This is a genomic window from Ruminococcus sp. 5_1_39BFAA (genome assembly GCF_964240875.1).
Classification (GTDB): Bacteria; Bacillota; Clostridia; order Lachnospirales; family Lachnospiraceae; genus Blautia_A.
In genome coordinates this window covers 1-26716 of the sequence record NZ_CAXSVO010000029.1, presented here as the reverse complement: position 1 = coordinate 26716, position 26716 = coordinate 1, and the positions used below count along the sequence as shown (strand labels likewise).

Sequence of the window (26716 nt, the reverse complement as noted above, 5' to 3'; positions counted from 1 at the left end):
TTATGAGATACCGGATTGAATACGCAGATGGTCGTTGTTGTAATTTCGCCAACAGCCGGAAAGACCTTCTGGAATGGCTGAAACTTTTAAAGGATGAAGAGATCACAGATATTCGGAAAATCTACAAAAACGGTGTGACGGATTCTGTACTTGAGAAGTATCAGAATTATCTGGATAAAAATGCCGGATAGGAAGGAGAAACAGGATGAAAGCCATACGATTTATTTTAACAATAATATCGTTGCCTGTGATGGTTGCTCTGGTAATAATAAGACTATTTGTGGAGTTCCTATCTGGAATATCAGCAGTTATCTTCCGGGTAATTGCAGGGGTTTTTCTTCTGACCGCCCTGCTAAGCTATGGCTTTGGTCTGGAAAGTACCGGGGAACGCCTGAAAATGGTATTGGCTGGCTTCCTGTTTTATTTCCTGCCATGTACGGTTGAAATTGTGCTTGCGGGAATCGTCTTTTTAGAAGAATGGATTCGCTCTTTTACAAAGGAATAAGGCAGAAAGGGACACAATTATGAAAAGAGAATTGGTGGAAAGCTACTTCGACTGGAATGAGATCAGGCTGGAAGCATATTTACGGATTGACCCGCAGCTGATCGAACTGGAAGGGGAATGCGAGAAAACGATGGATGAATTGAAGCCATACATTGAGAAATATGGTCATGAATTCTGGACGATCATTGACCGGATCGTATCGGCAAGACATGCAGTAGAAGCCTATATCAGCCGGGAAATGTATATTCGGGGATTTCTGGATTATGAACGTCTGGTGTGTGAGATAGAAAGGGATGTATGAGGATGAAAGAGGAAGCATTAAATGAATTTGTGGACAATATCATTCAGGAACGGATGCAGAGTGCATTCAGCCAGATGAAAGCTGGGAAAGAACCGGATGACGAGGATGATGTGGAACGAAAATATGAGGAAGCAGTGGCATTGCTTCCAGAAGATAAACAACAGGCAGTCCGGGCATACTGTGATGCAATTTTTGACAGTGGAGCAGATGCCGAGCAGTTCTTTTATCGGTTGGGACTGAAGGATGGGATTCGATTACATAAAATTGTAAAAAGTATTATCAAGGAATTATATTAAAATGTTATTAAATTAATCAACATAATGCTGCTATAGCCAGAAAAATGAAAAAATAATATTTATATATTGACGAGCGTCTATGTATGTGATATTTTATACATAGGCGCCAATTAATATAAGGGGGATTAAATGATTAGAGAAGAAGTTGCAATTATCTGTAAAGCAATGTCAGATACAAATAGACTGAGAATTATAGAGATGCTAACACAAGGAGAAAAGTGTGGATGTCACCTTCTGGAAGAGTTGCAAGTAACACAGCCTACATTGTCTCATCATATGAAGGTGCTTTCAGACTGTGGTCTGGTTAGTTCCTATAAAGAAGGAAAGTGGCAACACTATTCTATTAACTGTGAGAAGTTCAAAGAGTATAAGGATTATATTGCAGCAATCACTTGTTGTGGAGCTATATCAAAAGATAATAATTCAGAAGGCAGTTGTGGAATAGAATAGAAAGTGAAATATAGTGAGATGTATAATATGCTGGTACAAATTGTGCCAGCAAAAAATAAAAGAATTATATAGATATACATCTATATAGATGGAGGCGAATGTATGTGGACATTTATACAAGACCAGATTCTTGGCATGAAATGGTTAAGTGTTTTAATTGGAAAATTATTGATTATATTAGGATTAGATACAACAGAAAAGCTTGGCGGAAGTATTCATTTTTTTATCTATGATGTAATAAAGATTGTGGTGTTGCTTTGTACATTGATATTTATCATCAGTTACATTCAAAGCTATTTTCCGCCGGAAAGAACAAAGAAGATACTTGGAAGATTCCATGGGATTGGGGCAAATATTATAGCTGCTCTTCTTGGAACAGTAACACCATTCTGCTCCTGTTCATCAATCCCGCTTTTTATAGGATTTACAAGTGCCGGACTACCGCTTGGAGTAACCTTTTCATTTTTAATTTCTTCACCAATGGTAGATTTAGGCTCGCTTGTACTTCTGATGAGTATCTTTGGTGCTAGAGTAGCAATTGTATATGTTGTTCTTGGTCTTGTGATAGCAGTAGCAGGTGGAACACTAATTGAAAAACTGCATCTTGAAAACCAGGTGGAAGAATTTATAAGAAATGCAAAACAGATTGATGTGCCACAGGAAGAACTTGCAGTAAAAGACCGTTTAAAATATTCTGCGGAACAAGTGGCAGGAACATTTAAAAAAGTATTCCCATATATCCTGATAGGTGTAGGTATCGGAGCCTTTATTCATAACTGGATTCCGGAAGATTTAATTGTGAGATTCCTTGGTAATGGAAATCCATTCGGAGTCATTATTGCAACAATCGCAGGAGTGCCTATGTATGCCGATATTTTTGGGTGTATTCCAATTGCAGAAGCACTCTTGGCAAAAGGGGCAAAACTTGGAGTTGTACTTTCCTTTATGATGGGTGTTACGACACTTAGCTTGCCATCCATGATTATGCTGAAAAAAGCCATAAAGCCAAAACTGCTTGGTATTTTTATTGCGATTTGTACCGTTGGAATCATTATTGTCGGGTATTTTTTCAATGCGATACAGTATCTACTTGTTTAGGAGAATGTGAATGAAAAAGAAAGTTGGATTCATTATAATACCGCTTATCCTCTTGGCTATTTTGGGGATATGGTTTCTGAAGAATGGAAAAGATACTGATACGAATGTGAAGAAGGATACACAGCAACCCCAGACAGAACAGAATGTAGTTACGGATAAGATTGAAAATGGGAATACAGACAAAGAAGAAGCAGATTTTTCACTAGAGGAAACAGGTTTGATTGATTATGAAGCATTGGCGGCATACGGATTACCAGTCATTGTGGATTATGGTTCCGATTCCTGTATTCCATGTAAACAGATGGCTCCTGTGTTGGAAAAAATGAATGAAGAGATGCAGGAAATAGCCTTTGTAAAATTCGTAGATGTTTGGAAGAATCCTGAAGCAGCAGAGAATGTTCCGATTCAAGTTATTCCTACACAGATACTTTTTCATGCGGATGGCACACCTTTTGTACCGAGTGATGAGTTGGCGCAGAAGATACAATTTGACATGTATAGTTCAAGAGATACCGGGGAGCATGTATTTACCGTGCATCAGGGCGGACTTACAGAGGAAGAAATGCGACTGATTCTTAACGAAATGGGGGTGAGTGATTGATAGATAATTTATTAAATAGTTTGTCTGTCACGATAAAGGATAATATCTGGATCTCACCACTATTTGCATTGATAGCAGGGATAATTACTTCTGTTACGCCATGTGCATTGTCAAATGTTCCGCTTATTATTGGATATGTGGGTGGTACTGGGCAGAAAGATACAAAAAAAGCATTTAAGCTATCGGTAACCTTTGCGGTAGGCACAGCGATAACCTTTACGACTCTGGGGATAATTGCCTCGTCAGCTGGGAAACTGATTGGAACATCAAGTTCATGGTGGTACATTATCTTAGGGATTCTTATGGTATTGATGGCATTGCAAACATGGGAAATCATCAATATTATTCCCTCTACCAATCTTCTTTCAAAAAATAGGAAGAGAGGATATGTAGGTGCACTGTTAGCTGGGATTTTTGGAGGTTTATTTTCATCTCCGTGCGCAACACCGGTACTTATTGTATTGCTTGGTATTCTGGCAAAAGGAAGTAATATGTTATTAGGAATTGTGCTAATGCTTTGTTATTCGCTTGGGCATAGCACATTGACAATTGTTGCAGGTACATCTCTTGGATTTGTACGGAAGATAAATGAAAGCGAAAAATATAATAGGTTTAGTATGATTTTAAAGATTGTGATGGGAATTGCAATTTTGGGGATTGCACTATATATGTTCTATTTAGGTTTTTAAGAAAGAAAGGAGATTAATGAACATGGGATTATTTGGATTTGGTAAGAAAAAGGAAGAAGTAAAGGGAGAATGCTGTTGTAGCTCTGCTCCTGTGGAGGAGTCCGCTAACGAATGTTGTTGTGGTTCAGCACCTATAGAAGAACCGGAATGTGGATGTAATGGTTCTGTCAGTGAGGATAAAACTTATATTGCAGAAGACGGCTGCTGTGCATGTGGAGGAAACGGGTGTCATATTAAGGTCTTAGGTGCCGGATGTAAGTCCTGTCACGAGCAGCATGAAAATGTAAAAAAAGCAGTTGCGAACATGAGTCTTGATGCAGAGGTTGAGTACATCACAGATATGGAAAAAGTAATGAGTTATGGTGTTATGAGTATGCCTGCTATTGTTGTGAATGAGCAGATAGTATCTATGGGTAAAGTACTAAAAGCAGCCCAGGTGGAGGAACTCTTAAAAAAGCTTGGATGCTAGAAAGAAGGTATTTATGAGTAAAGAATCAAAAACAGAGGGCATTAGTTCTTTTCAAAAATACTTAAGTGTATGGGTACTGTTATGTATGGCAGTGGGAATTCTGATTGGAAAGTTTCTTCCGGCAATTCCTACATTCTTGGATAAACTATCCATCGCAGGGATTTCCATTCCGATTGCCATTCTCATTTGGGTTATGATTTATCCCATGATGATGAAAGTAGATTTTCAGAGTGTAAAGCAGGTTGGAAAGAATCCAAAGGGTCTGTTTGTTACATGGATTGTGAATTGGCTGATTAAGCCATTTACCATGTATACAATTAGCAGTTCCTTTTTGTTTACTGTATTTAAGGCATTTATCACACCGGAACTTGCTACAGAATACTTAGCAGGAGCAGTGCTTCTTGGAGCAGCTCCTTGTACAGCAATGGTATTTGTGTGGAGCACCCTTACAAAAGGAAATCCGGCATATACCGTTGTGCAGGTAGCAACGAATGATTTGATTATTCTCGTAGCGTTTGTTCCTATTGTAAAGTTTTTACTTGGAGTTTCAAATGTAACAGTTCCATACAGCACGTTATTTATCAGTGTAGGACTTTTTGTTGTGATTCCTCTTGCAGGTGGTATTCTGACAAGGACACTTATGATAAAGAATAAAGGGCAGGAGTATTTTGAGGAAGTATTCATACGCAAGTTTGACAATGCCACCACAATAGGTTTATTGCTTACTCTTGTCCTTATTTTTGCATCCCAGACAGAGGTGATTTTAAGTAATCCATTACACATCATATTAATTGCGGTGCCGCTCACAATACAGACTGTTTTGATTTTTACCATTGCCTATGTTGCTGCCAAAGTTTTAAAATTGAGTCATGATATTGCAGCTCCGGCTGGAATGATTGGAGCATCCAATTTCTTCGAGTTGGCAGTTGCGGTAGCAATTGCTCTATTTGGAACTACAAGTCCTGCAGCACTTGCCACAACCGTAGGTGTTCTGACAGAGGTTCCGGTAATGCTTGCGCTTTGCTGGTTTGCAAATAAGACGAAGGGATGGTTTAAATAATGGAAAAGAAGAAAGTAGCATTTATCTGTGTTCATAATTCCTGCAGAAGTCAGATTGCGGAAGCACTTGGTAAACATCTGGCAGGAGATGTCTTTGAGAGTTATTCTGCCGGAACAGAAACAAAACCACAGATTAATCAAGACGCTGTCAGACTAATGAAGGATATTTATGGCATTGATATGGAAGCAGATGGTCAGCGTAGTAAACTTATTTCAGAGATTCCTGAGGTTGATATAGCAATTTCCATGGGATGTAATGTTGGTTGTCCTTTTATCGGGAGAGGATTTGATGACAACTGGGGGCTCGAGGATCCAACAGGAAAATCGGATGAAGAATTTAAAATTGTAATAAAAGAGATAGAAAAACGAGTGTTCGAATTGAAGGAGAGATTACTCATAGATTCATAAAAACAATTTTTTCTCTATAGAAAAAATTATAGTCTCTCGTTTGTGAAAAAAGAGAATATTAAAGAACCCAAAGGGCAACAACCGTAAAAAGTCGATGCCTTTTGTTTTGCTCATTAACCCCAGACAAATGATGCAAAGAAAAACTGAATATGACCGGTAAGGTCGAATATGAGAGCCGATGCAATTGGACTTTTTCCCCAAAAAGTGACAAAGTGTCGGCTCTTATTTTTTGAGAAAATCCGATTTGAGGATTTTTGAAAAACCGGGTGAAACGGAAATTCTGACAGATGGAACAGAGTCAGAAATTTCATTTTGTCCGGCGGGTGTACAGAGGGCGGAGCCCTTTGTGCAGGGAATGCAAAGGGGCGGCAGCTCCATGCTGGGGTTAAGGGGCAAAGCCCATTATCGGGTCAAGGGTGAAACGCCTTGCCCAGTGATTTGATGCCTGCGTCAAGTCGTACTGGGTATTATCTGGCGAATTGTGTTACCCAAAATCATTTTCGGGAATGACCGCCACATGAAAAAAAGCTTGTGAAACGCAAGAGGCAGATAATGGAAAGACCACAGAGAAGGGCAGAATGGGAAAAATGCAGGTATCTGTTCAGAACCAACCTCGAAAACACTGCGTGTTTCCTCGGTGAGGCGTATCCGCCAAATAGATTTCTACAAAAAAGAGCTCTTGAATGCAAGCATTCATTGCTCTTTTTTGACAAATCTGCTTGGCTCTGAACAGTTACAAAATGCAGAATGGATGAAAGGGGGAATCAGAAGAATGAGAGCCACAAGGCATAATGGCAGATCGGGAAAACATGGTGTTTATAATCCAAAGCATAATGACAGAAAATTCGATATAGCCAACAGCGAGCATATTGATGCGGAGAGGGAAAAACAGAATATCTATTGGGACTGTTACCGGGGATATGTCCAGAACCCTTCGGATAAGACACTTAGGAATTGGGGAGCGGTCGAGCCGGAGGCAAGTTTTCATGATATTGAGAAGATGTATTATGAAGATCATTACAGCGATTTTATAAAAGGGCAGAATGCCAGAAATGAGAAAAATCGCCACCCGGAAAGAAACCGGACAACGGAAGATTTGCTGAAAAATAAAATGACCTGTCCGGAAGAAACGATATTCCAGATAGGAAAGGAAGGGGAGCATATATCGGGAGAACAGCTTTTTCATATTGCGGATTCTTTTATGAAAAGGTTCGAGGGGATGTTTGGAGACCATGTGCACATTTTGGATTTTGCACTCCATATGGATGAGACTACTCCCCATATCCATGAACGTCACGTTTTTGACTGTGAGAATAAATATGGGGAACTGTGTCCGCAACAGGAAAAGGCATTGGAAGCACTTGGCATTCCTCTTCCCGATCCAGATAAGCCCAGAGGAAGAAACAACAACCGGAAGATGACTTTTGATCTGGTCTGTAGGAATCTTCTGTTTGATGTTTGCAGGCAGTATGGGCTGGAGATTGAGGAAGTGCCCGAATATGGCGGAAAGAAATATCTGGAAAAGCAGGAGTTTATCATACAGGCACAGAAAGAAAAGATTGCCCGGCAGGAACAGATGATAAAGGAACAGGAAGAAAGAATCATGGATAATGAAACCCTGATCGATGAAGTATCAGAGATCGCTTATGACAAGGCGGTGGAAGTCGTTACTGAAAAAGTAAGGGCGCAGACACAGGAAGAGGATATCAGGCTTCTGGATCAGCTTTGCAATAACATTGTCCAGAATCCAAATAATTCTGATAAGGCAAAAACAATTACCAAAAATGTGATTAAGATGGCGAAAGATAAATTACGGAATGCAGCAAATGCAGTTATTGAAAAAGTGCAGAAAACCCTTCAGGAGCCAGAGGTCAGGAAAGCGAATACGGAACAGGTCAAGAAGAAGGCAAGGACGAGCGTCCTTGAAAAACTGGCTGCCAATAAAAAGCGGGTCGCAGAAGAAAATGCTGCCAGAAAGAAAACAAAAACAAAATATCATGACAGGGATTCCCTGTAAGGAGCATTTTGATTTATTCAGTTTTGGATAAAAGTCAGGATGCTCTTTTTTGTTTTGAACCCGGTCATATCTGAACGGGTTGGAAAGGGAGTGGATAAAAAATGAATGTATTTGAAGAAGTAAAGCAGAATGTGACGGTCAGGCAGGCTGCGGAACTTTATGGATTTAAGCCCAACAGGAGCGGATTGATCCGGTGCATCTTTCATAATGACGGTACACCGAGCATGAAAGTTGACCGCAGATATTACTGTTTTGGGTGTGGGTGTACCGGGGATGTGATTGATTTTACAGCCCAGTTCTTCGGGCTAAAACCCAGAGAGGCTGCTTTGAAGCTGGCAGATGATTTTGGGATTTCCTATGGGAACAGGGCAAGGGATTCCCCCAAAATTGGGAAAAAGTCTCTGGTGAAAGAAAAAGGGAAGACACCAGAAACAGACTGGAAAACAGAATGTGCCAGACTTACAAAAGCATATCTGGATTACCGCACCCTGCTTCTGGAATGGAAAGAATGTTATGCACCAAAAACACCAGAGGAAGAATGGGACGGGCATTTTGTTACCGCATTGAGGGAGTTGGGTATCGTTGAATATTATCTGGATATTCTTCTGTTCGGTGATGAAGAGGATAAGAAAATGATCGTCAAGGAAAAAGGAAAGGAGGTGGAAAAGATTGAGCGAAAATGTAAAGGAGAAGGACGCTTTGCAGGTGATGGAGCAGATGGCGGATGTGGATGCCATAAGGGAGATTCGATCCCATCTGGCGGTGACAAATCAGGGAACCGTCAAAGGGACGATGCAGAATTATATGATCGTGCTCCGGGAAGACCCGCTCCTGAAAGGGAGTCTGAAATTTAATCTCCTGAACCAGAGGATCGATATCGTCAGGAAACTCTGGTGGAATGATGGGACCACCTCTATGACAGATGCTGCCAGGGATTTCTTTTATCTGTATTTTGAACAGTTTTATAGTCTGGGCAATGAGAAAAACATGGATAAAGCCCTGAGAGCGGAAGCAAACAGCAAACAGTATCATCCGATCTGCGAATACCTGAACCGCTTAGAGTGGGATGGCACAGAACGTATCCGTTATGTATTGAAGCGGTATATGGGGGCAGATGATTCGGATATGGTCTATGAATGCCTGAAGCATTTTATGATGGAAGCACTGCTCCGTATTTTTAAGCCTGGGTGTAAGGCAGATGAAATGCTCTGCCTTGTAGGGACACAGGGGGCAGGGAAATCTACATTTTTCCGGTTTCTGGCTATTAAGGATGAGTGGTTTTCAGATGACTTGAGGGATTTGGGAGATAAAAAGATTTATGAAAAGCTCAGGGGTCACTGGATTATGGAAATGTCAGAGATGATTGCTGCGATCAGTGCAAAGAGCAATGAAGAGATCAAATCTTTTTTAAGCAGGCAGAAAGACACATTTCGGAATTCCTATGGGAAATTTGAAGAGGACAGACCGAGGCAATGTCTGTTTGCCGGGACAACCAATACAAAGCAATTCCTTCCCTTTGACCGTACAGGAGCAAGACGTTTCCTTGTAATCGAGGTTGATTCCTCAAAGGCGGAAAAACATCTTCTTGATGATGAAGAAGAATCGAGGGCATATTTCGACCAGCTTTTGGCGGAAGCAATGGTCATCTTCAATTCCTGCAAGGACAAAGGCAGCCTACTGAAACTTCCAAAAGAAATGGAGAGTCAGATCATTGAATACCGGATACAGTTCATGCAGGAAGATACGATGGCAGGGCAGGTTCAGGGATGGCTGGATGGATATGCCGGGACTTATGTCTGCTCCAGACAGATATGGAAAGAGGCATTTAACCATTATGATGGAGAACCAAAGAAATATGAGACCAATGAGATATGCCAGATCATGGACACACAGATCATTGGATGGAAAAGGGGCGGTTATCATCGTTTCTCAAAAGAAGGGTTTGGTACACAGCGGTGCTGGACCAGAGAGGGAAAGGACGAAACAGAGACTGTCAACCAACCGGACAAAGATGGCTTTATAAAACTTACGGAAGGTGAGCAGATGAAGATACCTTTTGATTAGCCTGACAGGGAGAGGGTGGTTATAACAGCTGAATTTCCATTTTTTTGACTGTTTGTGTACTGATTGTTGACATTCTTGTTGACTGGGAAAAGCCTTTAAATATCAGCTTTTTCAGCATATTTATTAACTGTCAACAAAGATATATAAAAAAGAAAATATTATTTAGAGTAGGGATGAATTTGATAAAGAGATTATTTTATTAAAAGTTTCAAGTGCCTTGTTGACATTGACGGAGAGACAGAATTCCAGATCGAGATACCGTCCCGGATGGGATAATAACTGTCCTCTCTTTGTCGGGCAAATGGACAGGATACTGGCAGGCAATTTGGCAGATCAGTCTGCCACCCTGCCCGCCAGTAAATCACATGAAAGAAAGGAGAAGCTTATGGGACAGGTTATGAATCCGAAAACGGAAAGCAATACATTTACAAAAAGAATCGGGCAGACAACTTATGTTGTCCGATTCCATTACAATGAGAACGCAAGAGAGACAATGCAGGAGAAAATCAACCGGATGCTGATGAATGAAGTCAACCGTTCGGACTTCATGGAAACAGAGGAAATAATGGATGAGTAACCTAGTGGTTGTAACAACAAAGAACGTTTTCATCAGTATTTTAGCTGTTTTACCCTTGATTTGACACGAAAAAGTGCCTTTTTTGATGAAAAAACTATTGACATTTTGTTTCAGGCAAGACAGCAAAATCTATCCTTATTTCCTGCGGTGCCAGACTTGCCCCCTTCGACATTAAGGAAGTCCGGGAGATCACTATGTATGACGAGTTGGAGCTTGACCTGGTTGGAGATAGGAAAACGGCGCTGTTTTTTATTATCAGCGATACGGACGCGACCTTCAATTTCCTTGTCAGCATGGCTTATACCCAGTTATTTAACCTGCTCTGTGAGCGTGCCGATGACAAGTACGGCGGCAGGCTGCCGGTACATGTGCGGTGCCTGATCGACGAGGCCGCCAATATCGGGCAGATTCCAAACCTGGAAAAGCTGATGGCAACGATCCGTTCCAGGGAGATTTCGGCCTGTCTGGTCCTGCAGGCGCAGAGCCAGCTAAAGGCGCTTTATAAGGATAATATGGACACCATCATCGGCAACTGTGACGCTTCCCTTTTCTTGGGAGGCAAGGAAGAAGCCACCTTAAAAAGCTGGAACTCCCTGCTCGGAAAGGAGACCATCGACATGTATAACACCAGCGTCACCAAAGGAAATCAGGAATCCCACGGCCAGAACTTTCAGAAGCTGGGAAAGGATTTAATGTCGGTGGACGAGCTGGCCGTGATGGACGGCGGGAAATGCCTCCTGCAGATCAGGGGCGTCCGGCCGTTCCTCTCCCGTAAATACGATATTACCAGACACCCGAACTATAAATATCTGTCGGATTATGCCCCTAAGAACGCTTTTGACATTGAGAAATTTCTGTCAACCAGGCTGCCAGTCCGCCCCGGCGAGCTGTACCGCAATTATGAGGTCACAGCGGAGGATTTGGAGGCTCCGGCTATATGATGATGTAGCTGCCTGTTAAGGTTTCTGGCTTTGACGGGCTTTTTCTTTTCACCGGAAGGAGGTTTTATTGAGGATTCGTGCCCCTCCCTGACAACTGAATATTTTTTCAGGTATATCCTGAACTCTGCCGCCCCTGTGCTTTTTGTAAATGTTCTTGAAGCACAGGGGCGTTTTTTCGTTTCCGGCCTGATATGGCCACAACACAAAAACAATATTTCTTAAATTAAAGGAGGAACTTTATGGCTTTTTTTGCAAGTGCGATTGATACCCTGAAAATCCTGGTTATTGCTCTGGGCGCTGGCCTCGGCGCATGGGGCGTCATCAACCTTCTGGAAGGTTATGGCAATGACAACCCTGGTGCCAATGCTCATGTACGGTAAGGAAGCAAGCAACCGAAAACAAGAGATAGACCGCCAGCACTACACTATTCCGAACCAAAGACCAAAAGATAAGCATTGTGGGAAAATCTAAACTTTTGGATTTTCCTACAATGCCAACTACGGCGGAATCCCTCCCACTCCTTATATCTTTCTGTATACATTGAATTTGTATTTAGTAAAATGCAGACAACACCACGGATCGGCTTTTGGTTGGACAATTCCAACCAAACACCACAGCAGACAGCAGAAAACATTCTGAACGCTAGGAAGCCGGTATGATTGTTACATATAAGGGGAAGAAAAATTTCTTTTAGGTACTTGCTTTCCTAAAACTGATGTGATACAATGATTTAATCCAGAAAAGGAGTAAAAAATATGCGGCAAGGTATTCTTAAATAAAACTATAATCAAATAGTGGGAACAAAGGATTATGATAGCTCCTTTTGTAGGGGCTTAGTTTTTTGTACCCAATTTAAGAATACTTTTGCCTTATCAATTTTGACATATCCCCAAAAACAGCAATCACAAACAGGTGTATGCTGTATATGTGTATGTCCGCAACTTATAATCCCCAGTGGTAAAAGTATTTTACTGCTGGGGATTTTTATGCCCTTTGGGGCTGTAAAGGGAGGACAATCACATGAAAATAATCAATATTGGAATTCTTGCCCATGTAGACGCTGGAAAGACGACCTTGACGGAGAGCCTGCTATATGCCAGCGGAGCCATTTCAGAACCGGGGAGCGTCGAAAAAGGGACAACGAGGACGGACACCATGTTTTTGGAGCGGCAGCGTGGGATTACCATTCAAGCGGCAGTCACTTCCTTCCAGTGGCACAGATGTAAAGTTAACATTGTGGATACGCCCGGCCACATGGATTTTTTGGCGGAGGTGTACCGCTCTTTGGCTGTTTTAGATGGGGCCATCTTGGTGATCTCCGCTAAAGATGGCGTGCAGGCCCAGACCCGTATTCTGTTCCATGCCCTGCGGAAAATGAACATTCCCACCGTTATCTTTATCAACAAGATCGACCAGGCTGGCGTTGATTTGCAGAGCGTGGTTCAGTCTGTTCGGGATAAGCTCTCCGCCGATATTATCATCAAGCAGACGGTGTCGCTGTCCCCGGAAATAGTCCTGGAGGAAAATACCGACATAGAAGCATGGGATGCGGTCATCGAAAATAACGATGAATTATTGGAAAAGTATATCGCAGGAGAACCAATCAGCCGGGAAAAACTTGCGCGGGAGGAACAGCAGCGGGTTCAAGACGCCTCCCTGTTCCCAGTCTATCATGGCAGCGCCAAAAATGGCCTTGGCATTCAACCGTTGATGGATGCGGTGACAGGGCTGTTCCAACCGATTGGGGAACAGGGGGGCGCCGCCCTATGCGGCAGCGTTTTCAAGGTTGAGTACACCGATTGCGGCCAGCGGCGTGTCTATCTACGGTTATACAGCGGAACGCTGCGCCTGCGGGATACGGTGGCCCTGGCCGGGAGAGAAAAGCTGAAAATCACAGAGATGCGTATTCCATCCAAAGGGGAAATTGTTCGGACAGACACCGCTTATCAGGGTGAAATTGTTATCCTTCCCAGCGACAGCGTGAGGTTAAACGATGTATTAGGGGACCAAACCCGGCTCCCTCGTAAAAGGTGGCGCGAGGACCCCCTCCCCATGCTGCGGACGACGATTGCGCCGAAAACGGCAGCGCAAAGAGAACGGCTGCTGGACGCTCTTACGCAACTTGCGGATACTGACCCGCTTTTGCGTTGCGAAGTGGATTCCATCACCCATGAGATCATTCTTTCTTTTTTGGGCCGGGTGCAGTTGGAGGTTGTTTCCGCTTTGCTGTCGGAAAAATACAAGCTTGAAACAGTGGTAAAGGAACCCTCCGTCATTTATATGGAGCGGCCGCTCAAAGCAGCCAGCCACACCATCCATATCGAGGTGCCGCCCAACCCGTTTTGGGCATCCATAGGACTGTCTGTTACACCACTCTCGCTTGGCTCCGGTGTACAATACGAGAGCCGGGTTTCGCTGGGATACTTGAACCAGAGTTTTCAAAACGCTGTCAGGGATGGTATCCGTTACGGGCTGGAGCAGGGCTTGTTCGGCTGGAACGTAACGGACTGTAAGATTTGCTTTGAATACGGGCTTTATTACAGTCCGGTCAGCACGCCGGCGGACTTCCGCTCATTGGCCCCGATTGTATTGGAACAGGCATTGAAGGAATCGGGGACGCAGCTGCTGGAACCTTATCTCTCCTTCATCCTCTATGCGCCCCAGGAATACCTTTCCAGGGCTTATCATGATGCACCGAAATACTGTGCCACCATCGAAACGGCCCAGGTAAAAAAGGATGAAGTTGTCTTTACTGGCGAGATTCCCGCCCGCTGTATACAGGCATACCGTACTGATCTGGCCTTTTACACCAACGGGCGGAGCGTATGCCTTACAGAGCTGAAAGGATATCAGGCCGCTGTCGGTCAGCCGGTCATCCAGCCCCGCCGTCCAAACAGCCGCCTGGACAAGGTGCGCCATATGTTTCAGAAGGTAATGTAAAGATACATAATCGTCAAGACGGCAACAATCAGAAGTTATGGAGGGTAACAATGGAATATAGTAAGGAAGATTTAATGGAAGCAAAAAAGCAAATTTGGGGAGTGGGAGAGAACATGGGAACAGAGGAAAGTAAAAAAATCTGGGAGGAGAACGCACAATTTTGGGATAATGCAATGGGTGACGAATCTAATGAATTTCACAGAGAGGTAGTGCGTCCCAAAGTAACGGAACTTCTATCTCCTAATCCTGCGGATTACATTTTGGATATTGCGTGTGGCAATGGAAATTATTCTTCGTATCTTGCACAAAGAGGCGCTTCGGTTGTCGCTTTTGATTACAGCAAAAAAATGATAGAATTGGCTAAAAGACGGCAATCACAATATGCAAAACAAATTGAATTTTGTGTGGCGGATGCGACCGATAGAAAAAGTATATTAGAATTAAAAAGAAATCGAGCCTTTACGAAAGCAGTTTCTAATATGGCAATTATGGATATTACGGATATTGAACCACTTCTTATGGCTGTTTATGAACTGTTGCAGGAAAGCGGAATTTTTGTCTTTGCAACGCAACACCCTTGTTTTGTCACGTTGACTGAAAAATATATGACACCGCACAGTTACTATGATATAGCGATTGAAGGGCAACCGAAAGAGCAGATTTATTATCATCGTTCCATACAAGATATTTTTAACCTTTGTTTTAGAGCTGGATTTGTCATTGATGGATTTTATGAAGAATGTTTTAAAACCAACAAAGAAATTCCTATGGTAATGATAGTAAGGCTTAAGAAGGTAAAACGTGATAGCTTAAAATAAATTCAAGTTTGTCGGGTAAATAGCAAACCCAGCCGAGCCAGTCAACGGTCAAGATGAACGGCGCATATGCGCAGCCGTTGACAGCCCCGCCCGCCTTTGCTGGTAGGCAATCAAGGGGCGACAGCAAGAAGTGCCACCGCCCCGCACTATTATTCAGAAAGGGGAATTTCCATGACCGACCAGATAGCCTATCAAGAATATATCCAGCGCAGGTACAACGCCTTTTGCAAGACTGTTATCCGCTGTGCCGCCTTGGACAAGATTTTGAAGCTTAAACGGCAATGGGAACGGCAAGTTTCCCTTGACTATCTGATGAACGAGAAGTTTGTCCAGTTTGCCGCGTCGGAGCCGGACGAGGAATACCCATTTACCGTCTGCGGTCAGACCGTCCTGCTCTGCAACGCCGCCCTTGCCGACGCGATCTCTGTTTTGCCGGAGCAGACGCGGGAAGAAATCCTGCGCTATTACTTTCTGCGCCAGCCGCAGCGCGTGATCGGCGCGTGTATTGGCCGGTCACGCAGCACAGCGGGGCGGCATATCCAGCTTGCCTTGCAGCGGCTACGCGAAGAAATGGGGGTGAGCCGGTATGAGTAGACTTCTCCCCTATGAAACAATCCTCAAAGCCCGTGAGGGCGACCCAGAAGCCGTGAACGCTGTCCTGCTCCACTACGCCGGATATATCCGCTATTTCTCAAAAGTGAACGGGCAGGTCAACGCCGAGGTGGAGGACTATGTAAAGCAGCGGTTAATTGACTGTCAATTCAAGTTCCGGCTTGACGAACCACCGGACAAGTCATAAAAACTGAATACCAGCCGCCACCGACGCGGCCAGCGAAAGCAGTAAGTCTTGAAAAAGATTTACTGCTTTTTTTGTTGTCCGGCTCCGCTCCCGGCCATTTTGCCCCCTGCCGGTTGTAGTAGTAAGCGAGGAGGGAATTTTTCTGCCCTGGTGTTTGGCATTTGGAGCATTTACCCGTAGTAGAGGGCAAAGAGAAAGGATTTCTCCAACACCGGGTAGAAACCACTGCGTCCGGTGTCATTTTAGCGAAAGCGGGCAGGAATGCCCTTTACAGGATTAGTAGTAGCAGAAAAAGAGAAACAAACTTTTGTGGTTGCAGTTTTCCAAAAAAGTGGCGGACGGAAGTGAGAGAAAGTTTGCAGTCACGGAGAGCAAGTTTCTACCACGGTGCCAAAATCCGCAATTCTGCGGTTTTGCCCCTCGCGGGAAACTTGTTGGGGAGTGCCTTCCCCAAACCCTGCTATGCGGCTTGCGCCGCTTATCCCCGCCGCGCTCATGCGGCAAGAAAGGAGGTCACGACCATGCGAAAAAAATACAACACACCCCACCGCAGCCGCGTTGTGAAAACCCGGCTGACCGAAGATGAATACGCCGACTTCACAGCGCGGCTTGCGCCCTATGGTATCAGCCAGTCGGAATTTCTCCGGCAGGCGATCCGGCGTACCACCATACGCCCCGTACTCCATGTGTCGTCGGTCAATGACGAACTGCTCTCCGCTGTCGGGAAGCTCGCAGCCGAGTACGGCAGGATCGGCGGCAACCTCAACCAGATTGCCCGGTATCTGAACGAGTACGGCGCGCCCTATCATGCGTTGTCCGGCGAGGTACGCGCCGCCATAGCCGACCTTGCCGCCCTCAAGTATGAAGTCTTAAAGAAAGTAGGTGACGCGGTTGGCAACACTCAAACATATCAACTCTAAAAACGCCGACTACGGAGCCGCCGAACAATACCTGCTCTTTGAGCATGACGAATTTACCATGAAGCCCGTCCTTGATGAAACCGGCAGGCTTATCCCCCGCGAGGACTACCGGCTGTCTACGCTGAACTGCGGCGGGGAGGATTTTGCCGTTGCGTGTATGCGGGCCAATCTCCGCTATGAGAAAAACCAGCGGCGGGAAGATGTGAAAAGCCACCACTACATCATCAGCTTTGACCCGCGGGACGGGCCGGACAACGGCCTGACCGTAGACCGGGCGCAGGCGTTGGGGGAGCAATTCTGTAAAGAACATTTCCCCGGCCACCAAGCCCTTGTCTGCACCCACCCGGACGGGCATAACCACAGCGGCAACATTCATGTGCATATCGTCATAAACAGCCTGCGGATTGAGGAAGTGCCGTTCCTGCCCTACATGGACAGGCCAGCCGACACGAAAGCCGGCTGCAAGCACCGATGTACCGACGCTGCCCTGCGCTACTTCAAATCCGAAGTCATGGAGATGTGCCACCGGGAGGGGCTTTACCAAATCGACCTCTTGAACGGCAGCAAGAACCGCATCACCGACCGGGAGTATTGGGCGCAGAAAAAGGGACAAGCCGCGCTGGACAAGCAGAACGCCCCCATGATTGCCGATGGTATCACGCCCCGGCAGACCAAGTTTGAAACGAACAAGGAAAAGCTGCGGCAGACCATACGGAAAGCCCTTGCCACCGCCGCCAGCTTTGACGAGTTTTCCTCTCTGCTGCTGCGGGAGGGTGTGACCGTCAAGGAGAGCCGGGGGCGGCTGTCCTATCTCACGCCGGACAGGACAAAGCCCATCACCGCCCGGAAGCTGGGCGACGATTTTGACCGCACCGCCGTCCTTGCCGTTTTGGAGCAGAATGCCGCCAGAGCCATAGAAAAGGCCGCAGCCATACCTGAATACCCCTGGCAGGAGAAACGCGGCATACAGCCCGCAAAAGCCCCTCAAACCGCCCCCAAACAGGACGGAGTGCAGCGGCTTGTGGACATTGAGCAGAAAATGGCCGAGGGCAAAGGCCGGGGCTATGAACGCTGGGCGAAGATACACAATCTGAAGCAGGCCGCCAAAACGCTGTCCGTCTACCAGCAGTACGGCTTTACTTCCCCGGAGCAGTTAGAAGCCGCCGTTGATACCGCCTATGCGGAAATGCGCCAGACCAGCGGCGAACTGAAAGCACTGGAAACCAAGCTGCAAGGGAAAAAGGAGTTGCAGCGGCAGGTGTTGGCCTACGCCCAGACCAAGCCCGCCCGCGACGGGTTGAAAGCGCAGAAATCCGAGAAAGCCCGCGCCGCATACCGGCAGGCCCATGAGAGCGATTTTATCATAGCCGACGCAGCCGCCCGGTATTTCAAGGCGCATGGCATTACCAAGCTGCCCGCCCGGAAAGCGTTGCAGGCCGAGATCGAGCAGCTTATCTCCGAGAAAGACGGCCTGTATAACACCTATCACGAACAGAAGCAGCGGTTCAAGGAGTTGCAGACCGTCAAGCGGAATATCAACCAGATTTTGCGCCGGGACGAGCCGCACCGCAGAAAGGAGCAGAGCCATGAGCGATAACCTGCCCCGCATGGACTACCGCCAGCACCGGCGGGCGCGGCGGCTGGTACATGAGTGCTGTAACTACGACGAGGGGAACTGCCTGCTGTTAGACGACGGGGAGCCTTGCGTGTGCGTCCAGAGCATTTCCCTTTCCCTCATGTGCCGCTGGTTCCGTGTGGCTGTCCTGCCCCTTGACGGGGAGCTGTCCGCAGCCCTCTTATACCGGGGGAGCCGGAAACGGTGTGCCGTCTGCGGAGCGGCCTTTGTCCCCAAATCCAACCGGGGGAAATACTGCCCCGACTGCGCCGGGCGCATGAAGAAAATCCGCGCCGCCGAGAGAAAGCGGAAACAAAGGCAGAGATGTCACGCTTTAGAGCCTTTCAAACCCGCATAAATCAAGGCTTTTTTCGTGGGTGTCAAAGGGTACGCGATACATTTATCCTTTTCCCCCGGAAACGGCGTTCTAAATGCGTACAAACACCCCAAATCCACCCAAAGGAGGAACCATGTCAGACAACCGAAAATACTACTACCTCAAGCTGAAAGAGAATTACTTTGACGAGGACGCCATTGTGCTGCTGGAAAGTATGCAGGACGGTATCCTCTATTCCAACATCCTCTTGAAACTGTACCTGAAATCGCTGAAAAACGGCGGGAAGTTGCAGCTTGATGAAAATATCCCCTACACCGCGCAGATGATTGCCACCATTACCCGTCAGCAAGTCGGCACCGTAGAACGGGCCTTGCAGATTTTTATGAAGCTGGGGCTTGTGGAGCCGTTACAGAACGGCGCACTGTATATGAGCAACATTGAACTACTGATCGGCCAATCCTCTACCGAGGGGGAGCGAAAACGGCGGGCAAGGCTGGCTTTGCAGGAGCAGAAAGCCTTGCCAAAGGCCGGGGCGGACAAATGTCCACCATATCAAGCGGACATTTGTCCACCAGAGATAGAGATAGAGAAAGAGATAGAAAAAGAGAGAGAGCGAGAGTTAGATACGGGACAACCCGCCCGCGCCGCCTATGGCCGGTATGAAAATGTTTTTCTTTCGCAATCGGAACTGGACGGGCTGAAAGCAGACCTGCCCGGCAAATGGGACTATTACATTGACCGGCTATCCTGCCATATCGCGTCCAGCGGCAAGCGATACAAGAGCCATGCCGCCACCATCTACAAATGGGCGCAGGAGGACGCAACTAAGAAAGCCCCGAAAAAGGGCATACCAGACTACTCATGCAAGGAGGGCGAGAGTTTATGAAGAACGAAATCAACGCTGTTTTGGAGAATATGACGGCCACCACCCCGGAGCCGGAGGACTACACCGGCGAGGACGGTTTGCTGTACTGCGGCAAGTGCCGCAAGCCGAAAGAAGCCTATTTTGCGCCGGATAAGGCCGCTATCTTCGGGCGCGACCGCCACCCGGCAGAGTGCGACTGCCAGAAAACCGCCCGCGAGGAACGGGAAGCCGCCGAAAAGCGGCGCAGGCACCTTGACACCGTGGAAGAACTGAAACGCCGGGGCTTTACCGACCCCGCCATGCGGGACTGGACTTTCGAGAATGACAACGGCAGGAACCCGCAGGCCGGGCTTGCCCGCCGGTATGTGGAGCATTGGGAGGATATGCGGACAGACAATATCGGCTGCCTGTTCTGGGGCGGCGTAGGAACCGGGAAAAGCTACCTTGCGGGCTGTATCGCAAACGCCCTCATGGAGAAAGAAATCCCCGTCCACATGACGAACTTTGCCCTGATCCTCAATGACCTTGCCGCCAGCTTTGAGGGGCGCAACGAGTACATTTCCCGCCTTTGCCGCTATCCGCTGCTGATCCTTGACGACTTTGGCATGGAACGCGGCACCGACTACGGGCTGGAACAGGTTTTCAATGTGATTGACAGCCGTTACCGCAGCGGCAAGCCGCTGATCGTCACGACCAACCTCACGCTGGACGACCTGCGAAACCCGGAGGACACCGCCCATTCCCGGATTTATGACCGGCTGCTTTCCATGTGCGTCCCGGTACGCTTTACCGGCGACAACTTCCGGCAGGAAACCGCCAAGCGGAAAATGGAGAGCATGAAGAAACTGATTACCGACTGAAAGGAGTATTGCCTATGGCAGATAACAAGCAGCACGACACCCGCACCGCCCGCCGCCCCGACTGCGTGACGGAAATCCGCATGGGCAATTCCGTCCTTGTCGTGTCCGGCTATTTCAAGAAAGATACCACGACCACCGCCGCCGACAAAATGGCGCGGGTACTGGAAGCGGAAGCCGCTGCTACGCAAAAACCGGCAATTTGACCGACTGTAAAGAAGCAAATTTAACGCTTTTGCCGCTGTACAGCCCCCGCTGTTCCGTGGTACAATGAAACCACGGAATAGTGGGGCTGGCTGTCGGAAACGGAGGATTTTATGTTAAGACAAGCCACCCAAAACCTCATTACCGCCCTTTATCCGAGATTGTCCCATGAGGACGAGCTGCAAGGCGAGAGTAATTCCATATCGAACCAAAAAAGGATACTCGAAACCTACGCAAAACAGAACGGCTTTACCAATCTGCGCTGGTACACCGACGACGGTTATTCCGGCGCGAACTTCCAGCGGCCCGGATTTCAAGCCATGCTTGCGGACATTGAAGCCGGGAAAGTTGGTACGGTCATTGTCAAGGACATGAGCCGGTTAGGGCGAAACTACTTGCAGGTAGGGTTTTACACGGAAATGCTGTTCCCTCAAAAGGGCGTGCGTTTTATCGCTGTCAACGACAATGTGGACAGCGCAAACGGCGGCATGGACAATGATTTTACCCCTCTGCGAAATCTGTTCAACGAATGGCTGGTGAGAGATACGAGCAAGAAAATCAAGGCAGTTAAAAGAGCAAAAGGCATGAGCGGCAAGCCCGTTACCAGCAAGCCGGTGTATGGCTACCTCATGGACGAGGACGAGAACTATATCGTTGACGAGGAAACCGCGCCGGTTGTCCAGCAGATTTACCAGCTTTGCCTTGCGGGGAACGGCCCGACCAAGATTGCCCGTATGCTGACGGAACAGCAAATCCCCACGCCGGGGACGCTGGAATACCGCAGGACAGGCAGCACACGCCGCTACCACCCCGGCTATGAGTGTAAATGGGCGACGAACACCGTCGTTCATATCCTCGAAAACCGGGAGTACACCGGCTGTCTGGTAAACTTCAAGACGGAAAAGCCCTCTTACAAGACCAAGCACAGCGTAGAAAATCCCATTGAGAAGCAGGCCATTTTTGAGAACCACCATGAGCCGATTATTGACACGGAAACATGGGAGCGTGTGCAGGAGTTACGCAAGCAGCGCAAACGCCCGAACCGCTATGACGAAGTGGGGCTGTTCTCTGGTATGCTGTTCTGCGCCGACTGCGGCCATGTGATGTACCAGCAGCGGTATCAGAACAAGAACCGCAAGCAGGACTGTTACATCTGCGGCAGCTACAAGAAGCGCACCCGCGACTGTACGGCGCACTTTATCCGCACCGACCTGCTGACCGCCGGTGTCCTCTCCAATCTCCGGCAAGTGACGGAGTATGCTGCCAGGCACGAGAGCCGTTTTGTAAAGCTGCTGATCCAGCAGAACGAAATCGGCGGCAAGAGAAAGACCGCCGCAGCCACCAAGCAGCTTGAACAGGCGCAGGAGCGGATTGCCGAAGTGAGCCGCATTATCAAGCGGCTGTATGAGGACAATGTGAACGGCAAAATCAGCGACGAGCGTTTCATGGAACTGTCGGCAGACTATGAGCAGGAGCAGCGGGAACTGAAAGACCGCACCGCCGCATTGCAGGCGGAACTGGACAAGTCGCAGGCGGCCACCGTTAACGCCGAGAAATTCATGGGGATTGTCCGCAAGCACCTTGCCTTTGAGGAATTGACACCCACCCTCTTGCGGGAAATGATTGAGAAAATCGTCGTGCATGAGTGCAGCTATGACGAGAACGGCACCCGCAGGCAGGACATTGAGATTTATTACAGCTTTGTCGGCAAAATTGACTTGCCCGAAGCCTAACGCCCGACCTATCCGACACAATGGCCAAGTGCCGGATAGGAACGGCAAAATTTTTTACACTTCTATTACTTCTTTATCGCACATCAGCAAAATCCCAGGGCATGAAACAGCTTATGGCTGGCGGCGGCATTGCGCTGGTGGGTGCCACGCTGATCCCGCTGCTCTCCGGCCTGTTCGGTTAATAGCCAATGGGCAGTCTGTTTGAACGGATAACAGACTGGATTAAAGAGGGCTTAATCGAAGCGATTACAGGACAATACACCGGTATCTTTGAGTCCGTCAACAGCCAGGTCTCGGATGTGGCCTCACAGGTAGGACAGACACCGCAGGGCTGGAATGGCGGCGTGTTCAGCATGATCCAGAATCTTTCTGAAACCGTCGTCATTCCCATTGCGGGAATTATCCTGACTTTTGTCCTTGTCTATGAACTGATCCAGATGATCCTGGAAAAGAACAACATGCACGATTTTGATACGTTCAACATCTTCAAGTGGATTTTCAAAACCTTTGTTGCCACATACCTGCTCACCAACTGCTTTACTATCGTCATGGCGGTGTTTGACGTCGCCCAGAATGTGGTGAGCCAGAGCGCCGGCGTGATAAACGGGAACATGGACGTCACCGCTGCGCTGGCCGACCTGGAAACGCAGCTTGAAGCAATGGGGATGTGGGAGCTGATCGGCCTGTGGCTGGAGACCAACATTATCAACCTGTGCATGTGGGTGTTGTCCATCGTGATCTTTGTCATTGTGTATGGCCGTATGATTGAAATATATCTTACAGTCAGCCTGGCACCCATACCCTTTTCCACAATGGCAAACCGTGAATGGGGGCAGATGGGGACAAATTACCTGCGCTCCCTGTTTGCTTTAGGTTTCCAGGGGTTTTTGATCCTGGTCTGCGTTGCAATTTATGCGGTGCTGATCCAGTCAATCCCTTCTTCCGGCGACATTCACGGCGCAATCTGGGGCACGGCAGGCTATACGGTCCTGCTGGCCTTTGCCCTGTTTAAGACAGGCTCGCTATCCAAAAGTATTTTTAACTCGCATTAGCGTGTAACCAACCTATATTTTAACAAGAAGGAGGACTTTTCTATATGAGTAAGACAAACAACGAACCCATGCAGCCGGAGGCACAGACGGGTGAAAGCTTGAAGCTGGATGTAACTGTGCGCCCGATTGCCCCGATGGGGAACCTGCTGGCTTACGCCAATGTGACGATTGGGGACTGTTTCAAGATTGACGGCTTCCGCATCTGCTCCGGTGAAAACGGCCTGTATGTCAACATGCCTTCCACCCAGGATAAGCAGGGAAAATGGAGGGATGTCTGCTGGCCGGTGACGGCGGATTTCCGCAGGCAGCTTAACGACGCCCTGATCGAAGGGTACGGCCAGGCGATTGAAAATTTGCAGGCCACCCTTGAAGCGACAAAGGGAGCGGCGGAGAAACCTTCCTTGACCGGTGCCCTGAAGGATAATGCCGGCAAGGTCAAGACGCAGCCGGCAAAATCTGCTCCCGCCAAGAATGAGCAGGCCCGATAATGCCGGAGGCTGGAAAATATGGCATCGTGTACGCAGACCCGCCCTGGCGTTACGATATGAAACGCGGCAATGGGGTGGCGGAAAACCATTACCCCACCATGAGCATAGAAGAAATATGCGCACTGCCGGTTACAGACCTTGCGGCCAGAGACAGTGCGCTTTTTCTATGGGCCACCTTCCCACAGCTCAATGAAGCCTTCCGGGTGATCGAAGCATGGGGATTCAAATATAAGACGCTGGCCTTCCTCTGGCTGAAACAGAACCGGAAAGCGGATTCCTGGTTTTATGGGATGGGATTCTGGACCCGCTCTAATGCGGAGGTGTGCTTACTGGCGACCAGGGGGCACCCGAAACGCCAGTGCGCGGGAATCCATCAGTTTGTGATCTCCCATATCGAGCAGCACAGCAAAAAGCCGGACGAGGTACGGGATAAGATTGTGAAGCTCATGGGCGACCAGCCCAGGGTAGAGCTTTTTGCAAGACAGCAGACCCCCGGCTGGGATGTGTGGGGCAATGAAGTGGAATCCACGGTCACGATGCAGGAACGAAATCAGTAAGATACAGCATGAATGGAGGTGAATTTACATGCCCTATGTACCCGTACCCAAAGACTTAACAAAAGTCAAGACCAAGCTGGCGTTTAACCTGACGAAGCGCCAGCTCATTTGTTTCAGCCTGGCCGCACTGGTGGGGCTGCCGGTATATTTCCTTACCCGCGGCGCTATCGGCAACTCGGCGGCAGTGCTGTTGATGATCGGGCTTATGATGCCCTTTTTCTTTTTCGCCATGTATGAGCGGGACGGACAGCCGGCGGAGAAACTTCTGAAAAACAGGCTCCGCCATAAGCTCTGGCCGAAGAAACGGCCATACCGGACGGAAAACCTGTATAAATCCATGTCAAAGAAGGAGGTTACGAGGATTGCCAAAAACCAAACAGCAGGAGGCCCAGGAAAAACGTCTGCAAAGAAACATCAGGCAGGCAAAAAAGACCAGGGCCGACGCAAAGACAAGCGGAAATAAGACTGTCCGCACCAGGCCGCCTAAAAAGGGCGGCTTTTTTGCCGGGCTGAAAACGGACGCCCCGCAGACGGTCCAGCAGAGTATTCCCTATAAGGAAATGTACCGGGATGGAATCTGCCGGCTGACGGATAAGCTCTACACCAAGACGGTGCAGTTTTTTGATATTAACTACCAGCTTGCACAGGCGGATGACAAAGCGCAGATTTTTGAGGGCTACTGTGATTTCCTCAATTATTTTGACGCTTCGATCCATGTGCAGCTTACTTTCATCAACCAGCGGGCCAATATGCAGGATTTTGCCCGCAGTATCGACATTCCCATCCGCGGCGACGAATATGACGGAATCCGCAGAGAGTATGGGGATATGTTAAAGAGCCAGCTCCAAAAAGGCAACAACGGCCTTACAAAGCGGAAATATATCACCTTTGGGATTGAGGCTGACGACCTCCGCACTGCGAAGATGCGCCTGGAGCGGATCGAGGCTGATGTGCTGGCAAATTTCAAAGCCCTGGGAGCACAGGCAAAGCCGTTAGACGGGCTGGATCGCCTGGAGCTCCTTCACAGCCAGCTACACCCGGACGGGCAGGAAAAATTTCATTTTACCTGGGCGGACCTGCCGAAAACCGGGCTCTCCACAAAGGATTATATTGCGCCCTCCGGCCTGTCGTTCTCGAATGACGGAAAGACCTTCCGGGTGGCCGACCATTCCGGGGCGGTGTCTTTTTTGCAGATTTTAGCGCCGGAACTGACGGACCGGCTGCTGGCGGAGCTTTTGGACCTGGACGACGCCGTGACGGTGAACCTGCATATCCAGTCCATTGACCAGACCCAGGCGATCAAGAACATCAAGCGCAAGATGTCCGATTTGCAGAAAATGACCATTGAGGAACAGAAGAAAGCGGTCCGTGCCGGGTATGACATGGACATCATACCTACCGACCTTGCCACCTACGGCGAAGAAGCAAAGAATCTCTTACAGGATTTGCAGAGCCGGAATGAGCGCATGTTTCTTGTGACGGTGCTGGTGGAGAATATCGCTTCCAAACGGCAAAAGCTGTTTAATGATATTCTGTCTGCCTCCGGTATTGCGCAGAAATATAACTGTGCTCTGAAACGTCTGGACTACCAGCAGGAACAGGGGCTTATGTCCTCTCTTGCCTTAGGGTTGAACCAGATTGAAATTGAGCGTGGGCTTACGACCAGCAGCACCGCCATTTTCGTGCCGTTTACGACCTGCGAGCTGTTCCAGGAGGGCGAGGCTCTTTATTATGGTCTGAACGCATTAAGTAATAACCTGATCATGGCGAACCGCAAGAACTTAAAGAATCCAAACGGCCTGTTCCTGGGAACGCCCGGCAGCGGCAAGTCCTTCTCTGCCAAGCGTTAGATCGTCAACGTGTTCCTTTTGACGGAGGATGACATCATTATTGCAGACCCGGAAAATGAGTACGGGCCTCTGGTACAGCAGTTTGGAGCCCAGGGGCAGGTCATTGACATTTCCCCGACTTCCACCAAAGTGTCGCCCCGCAAAATAAAGTTCCTGTCTCTTGCACAAAAACAGCGAATTATTATATCAGTTCCATAATGATGTCT

30 protein-coding genes and 4 pseudogenes are annotated in these 26716 nt (G+C 47.8%); all 34 read left to right on the top strand.

Annotated features, from left to right (window positions below):
* Nucleotides 1–2: 2 nt before the first annotated feature.
* Complete coding sequence (locus ACESZH_RS19865) at nt 3–191, top strand: hypothetical protein (RefSeq protein ID WP_117739482.1); 189 nt, start codon at nt 3–5, stop codon at nt 189–191.
* Nucleotides 192–205: 14 nt separating this feature from the next.
* Nucleotides 206–505 (top strand): hypothetical protein, encoded by a 300-nt coding sequence (locus ACESZH_RS19860; RefSeq protein WP_373218608.1) that lies wholly within the window; start codon nt 206–208, stop codon nt 503–505.
* Nucleotides 506–524: 19 nt separating this feature from the next.
* Nucleotides 525–806: a hypothetical protein gene (locus ACESZH_RS19855; protein ID WP_195937585.1), complete on the top strand. Its 282-nt coding sequence runs from the start codon at nt 525–527 to the stop codon at nt 804–806.
* Between the two features lie 2 nt (nt 807–808).
* On the top strand, nt 809–1102 hold the full coding sequence (locus tag ACESZH_RS19850) for a hypothetical protein (RefSeq protein WP_373218609.1): 294 nt from the start codon (nt 809–811) through the stop codon (nt 1100–1102).
* Between the two features lie 129 nt (nt 1103–1231).
* Complete coding sequence (locus ACESZH_RS19845; RefSeq protein ID WP_373218610.1) at nt 1232–1552, top strand: ArsR/SmtB family transcription factor; 321 nt, start codon at nt 1232–1234, stop codon at nt 1550–1552.
* Nucleotides 1553–1654: 102 nt separating this feature from the next.
* Entirely contained in the window at nt 1655–2650 is a 996-nt protein-coding gene (locus ACESZH_RS19840) for a permease (RefSeq protein WP_373218611.1), read from the top strand.
* Between the two features lie 10 nt (nt 2651–2660).
* A complete protein-coding gene (locus ACESZH_RS19835; protein WP_373218612.1) occupies nt 2661–3251 on the top strand; it encodes a thioredoxin family protein in 591 nt (196 codons plus the stop codon).
* A complete protein-coding gene (locus ACESZH_RS19830) occupies nt 3248–3940 on the top strand; it encodes a cytochrome c biogenesis CcdA family protein (RefSeq protein WP_373218613.1) in 693 nt (230 codons plus the stop codon). Before ACESZH_RS19835 ends, ACESZH_RS19830 begins: the two co-directional genes overlap by 4 nt.
* A 22-nt stretch (nt 3941–3962) precedes the next feature.
* Nucleotides 3963–4409 (top strand): thioredoxin family protein, encoded by a 447-nt coding sequence (locus ACESZH_RS19825; protein ID WP_373218614.1) that lies wholly within the window; start codon nt 3963–3965, stop codon nt 4407–4409.
* Between the two features lie 13 nt (nt 4410–4422).
* Nucleotides 4423–5469, top strand: coding sequence for an ACR3 family arsenite efflux transporter (arsB, locus tag ACESZH_RS19820; RefSeq protein WP_373218615.1), 1047 nt, complete (start codon nt 4423–4425; stop codon nt 5467–5469).
* Nucleotides 5469–5876, top strand: coding sequence for an arsenate reductase ArsC (locus ACESZH_RS19815; RefSeq protein ID WP_373218616.1), 408 nt, complete (start codon nt 5469–5471; stop codon nt 5874–5876). Before arsB ends, ACESZH_RS19815 begins: the two co-directional genes overlap by 1 nt.
* 772 nt (nt 5877–6648) lie before the next feature.
* A complete protein-coding gene (locus ACESZH_RS19810) occupies nt 6649–7893 on the top strand; it encodes a serine/arginine repetitive matrix protein 2 (protein WP_373218617.1) in 1245 nt (414 codons plus the stop codon).
* Between the two features lie 101 nt (nt 7894–7994).
* Entirely contained in the window at nt 7995–8747 is a 753-nt protein-coding gene (locus ACESZH_RS19805) for a CHC2 zinc finger domain-containing protein (RefSeq protein ID WP_373218618.1), read from the top strand.
* Nucleotides 8686–9957: a VapE domain-containing protein gene (locus ACESZH_RS19800; RefSeq protein WP_373219958.1), complete on the top strand. Its 1272-nt coding sequence runs from the start codon at nt 8686–8688 to the stop codon at nt 9955–9957. The genes ACESZH_RS19805 and ACESZH_RS19800 overlap by 62 nt, the downstream gene beginning before the upstream one ends.
* 385 nt (nt 9958–10342) lie before the next feature.
* Complete coding sequence (locus ACESZH_RS19795) at nt 10343–10534, top strand: transposon-encoded TnpW family protein (protein WP_373218619.1); 192 nt, start codon at nt 10343–10345, stop codon at nt 10532–10534.
* A gap of 110 nt (nt 10535–10644) precedes the next feature.
* A pseudogene (locus tag ACESZH_RS19790) lies at nt 10645–11475 on the top strand (VirD4-like conjugal transfer protein, CD1115 family); the annotation flags it as partial.
* A 239-nt stretch (nt 11476–11714) separates the two neighbouring features.
* Nucleotides 11715–11843: pseudogene (locus ACESZH_RS19785) on the top strand (Maff2 family mobile element protein); the annotation flags it as partial.
* 652 nt (nt 11844–12495) lie between these two features.
* On the top strand, nt 12496–14415 hold the full coding sequence (gene tet(W) / locus ACESZH_RS19780; protein ID WP_002586627.1) for a tetracycline resistance ribosomal protection protein Tet(W): 1920 nt from the start codon (nt 12496–12498) through the stop codon (nt 14413–14415).
* Between the two features lie 50 nt (nt 14416–14465).
* The gene (locus ACESZH_RS19775; protein ID WP_002586626.1) at nt 14466–15233 is read left to right on the top strand and encodes a class I SAM-dependent methyltransferase; all 768 of its coding nucleotides are present in this window, start codon (nt 14466–14468) and stop codon (nt 15231–15233) included.
* Nucleotides 15234–15404: 171 nt separating this feature from the next.
* Nucleotides 15405–15827, top strand: a complete 423-nt coding sequence (locus ACESZH_RS19770; RefSeq protein WP_002586616.1) for a sigma-70 family RNA polymerase sigma factor — start codon at nt 15405–15407, stop codon at nt 15825–15827.
* Nucleotides 15820–16032, top strand: a complete 213-nt coding sequence (locus ACESZH_RS19765; RefSeq protein ID WP_002586615.1) for a helix-turn-helix domain-containing protein — start codon at nt 15820–15822, stop codon at nt 16030–16032. Before ACESZH_RS19770 ends, ACESZH_RS19765 begins: the two co-directional genes overlap by 8 nt.
* Before the next feature lie 521 nt (nt 16033–16553).
* The gene (gene mobC, locus ACESZH_RS19760) at nt 16554–16952 is read left to right on the top strand and encodes a plasmid mobilization relaxosome protein MobC (RefSeq protein ID WP_002584975.1); all 399 of its coding nucleotides are present in this window, start codon (nt 16554–16556) and stop codon (nt 16950–16952) included.
* On the top strand, nt 16924–18549 hold the full coding sequence (locus tag ACESZH_RS19755) for a relaxase/mobilization nuclease domain-containing protein (RefSeq protein WP_002584974.1): 1626 nt from the start codon (nt 16924–16926) through the stop codon (nt 18547–18549). Before mobC ends, ACESZH_RS19755 begins: the two co-directional genes overlap by 29 nt.
* On the top strand, nt 18539–18925 hold the full coding sequence (locus ACESZH_RS19750) for a cysteine-rich VLP domain-containing protein (protein WP_004452819.1): 387 nt from the start codon (nt 18539–18541) through the stop codon (nt 18923–18925). The genes ACESZH_RS19755 and ACESZH_RS19750 overlap by 11 nt, the downstream gene beginning before the upstream one ends.
* A gap of 112 nt (nt 18926–19037) precedes the next feature.
* Nucleotides 19038–19790: a phage replisome organizer N-terminal domain-containing protein gene (locus ACESZH_RS19745; protein ID WP_074754406.1), complete on the top strand. Its 753-nt coding sequence runs from the start codon at nt 19038–19040 to the stop codon at nt 19788–19790.
* Complete coding sequence (locus ACESZH_RS19740) at nt 19787–20629, top strand: ATP-binding protein (RefSeq protein WP_074754404.1); 843 nt, start codon at nt 19787–19789, stop codon at nt 20627–20629. Before ACESZH_RS19745 ends, ACESZH_RS19740 begins: the two co-directional genes overlap by 4 nt.
* Before the next feature lie 14 nt (nt 20630–20643).
* Entirely contained in the window at nt 20644–20832 is a 189-nt protein-coding gene (locus ACESZH_RS19735) for a transposon-encoded TnpW family protein (protein ID WP_020995296.1), read from the top strand.
* Nucleotides 20833–20943: 111 nt separating this feature from the next.
* On the top strand, nt 20944–22563 hold the full coding sequence (locus ACESZH_RS19730; protein ID WP_074754402.1) for a recombinase family protein: 1620 nt from the start codon (nt 20944–20946) through the stop codon (nt 22561–22563).
* An 86-nt stretch (nt 22564–22649) separates the two neighbouring features.
* Nucleotides 22650–22745: pseudogene (locus ACESZH_RS19725) on the top strand (Maff2 family mobile element protein); the annotation flags it as partial.
* A 6-nt stretch (nt 22746–22751) separates the two neighbouring features.
* Entirely contained in the window at nt 22752–23615 is an 864-nt protein-coding gene (locus ACESZH_RS19720) for a VirB6/TrbL-like conjugal transfer protein, CD1112 family (RefSeq protein ID WP_373218620.1), read from the top strand.
* Between the two features lie 44 nt (nt 23616–23659).
* Nucleotides 23660–24103, top strand: a complete 444-nt coding sequence (locus tag ACESZH_RS19715) for a SpoVG family protein (protein WP_006861292.1) — start codon at nt 23660–23662, stop codon at nt 24101–24103.
* Nucleotides 24103–24660: an MT-A70 family methyltransferase gene (locus ACESZH_RS19710; RefSeq protein ID WP_006861293.1), complete on the top strand. Its 558-nt coding sequence runs from the start codon at nt 24103–24105 to the stop codon at nt 24658–24660. Before ACESZH_RS19715 ends, ACESZH_RS19710 begins: the two co-directional genes overlap by 1 nt.
* 28 nt (nt 24661–24688) lie before the next feature.
* Nucleotides 24689–25123, top strand: coding sequence for a PrgI family protein (locus ACESZH_RS19705; protein ID WP_006861294.1), 435 nt, complete (start codon nt 24689–24691; stop codon nt 25121–25123).
* Nucleotides 25062–26636 (top strand): annotated as a pseudogene (locus ACESZH_RS19700) (VirB4-like conjugal transfer ATPase, CD1110 family); the annotation flags it as partial. The gene ACESZH_RS19705 and the pseudogene ACESZH_RS19700, both read left to right, overlap by 62 nt.
* Nucleotides 26637–26716: the final 80 nt, after the last annotated feature.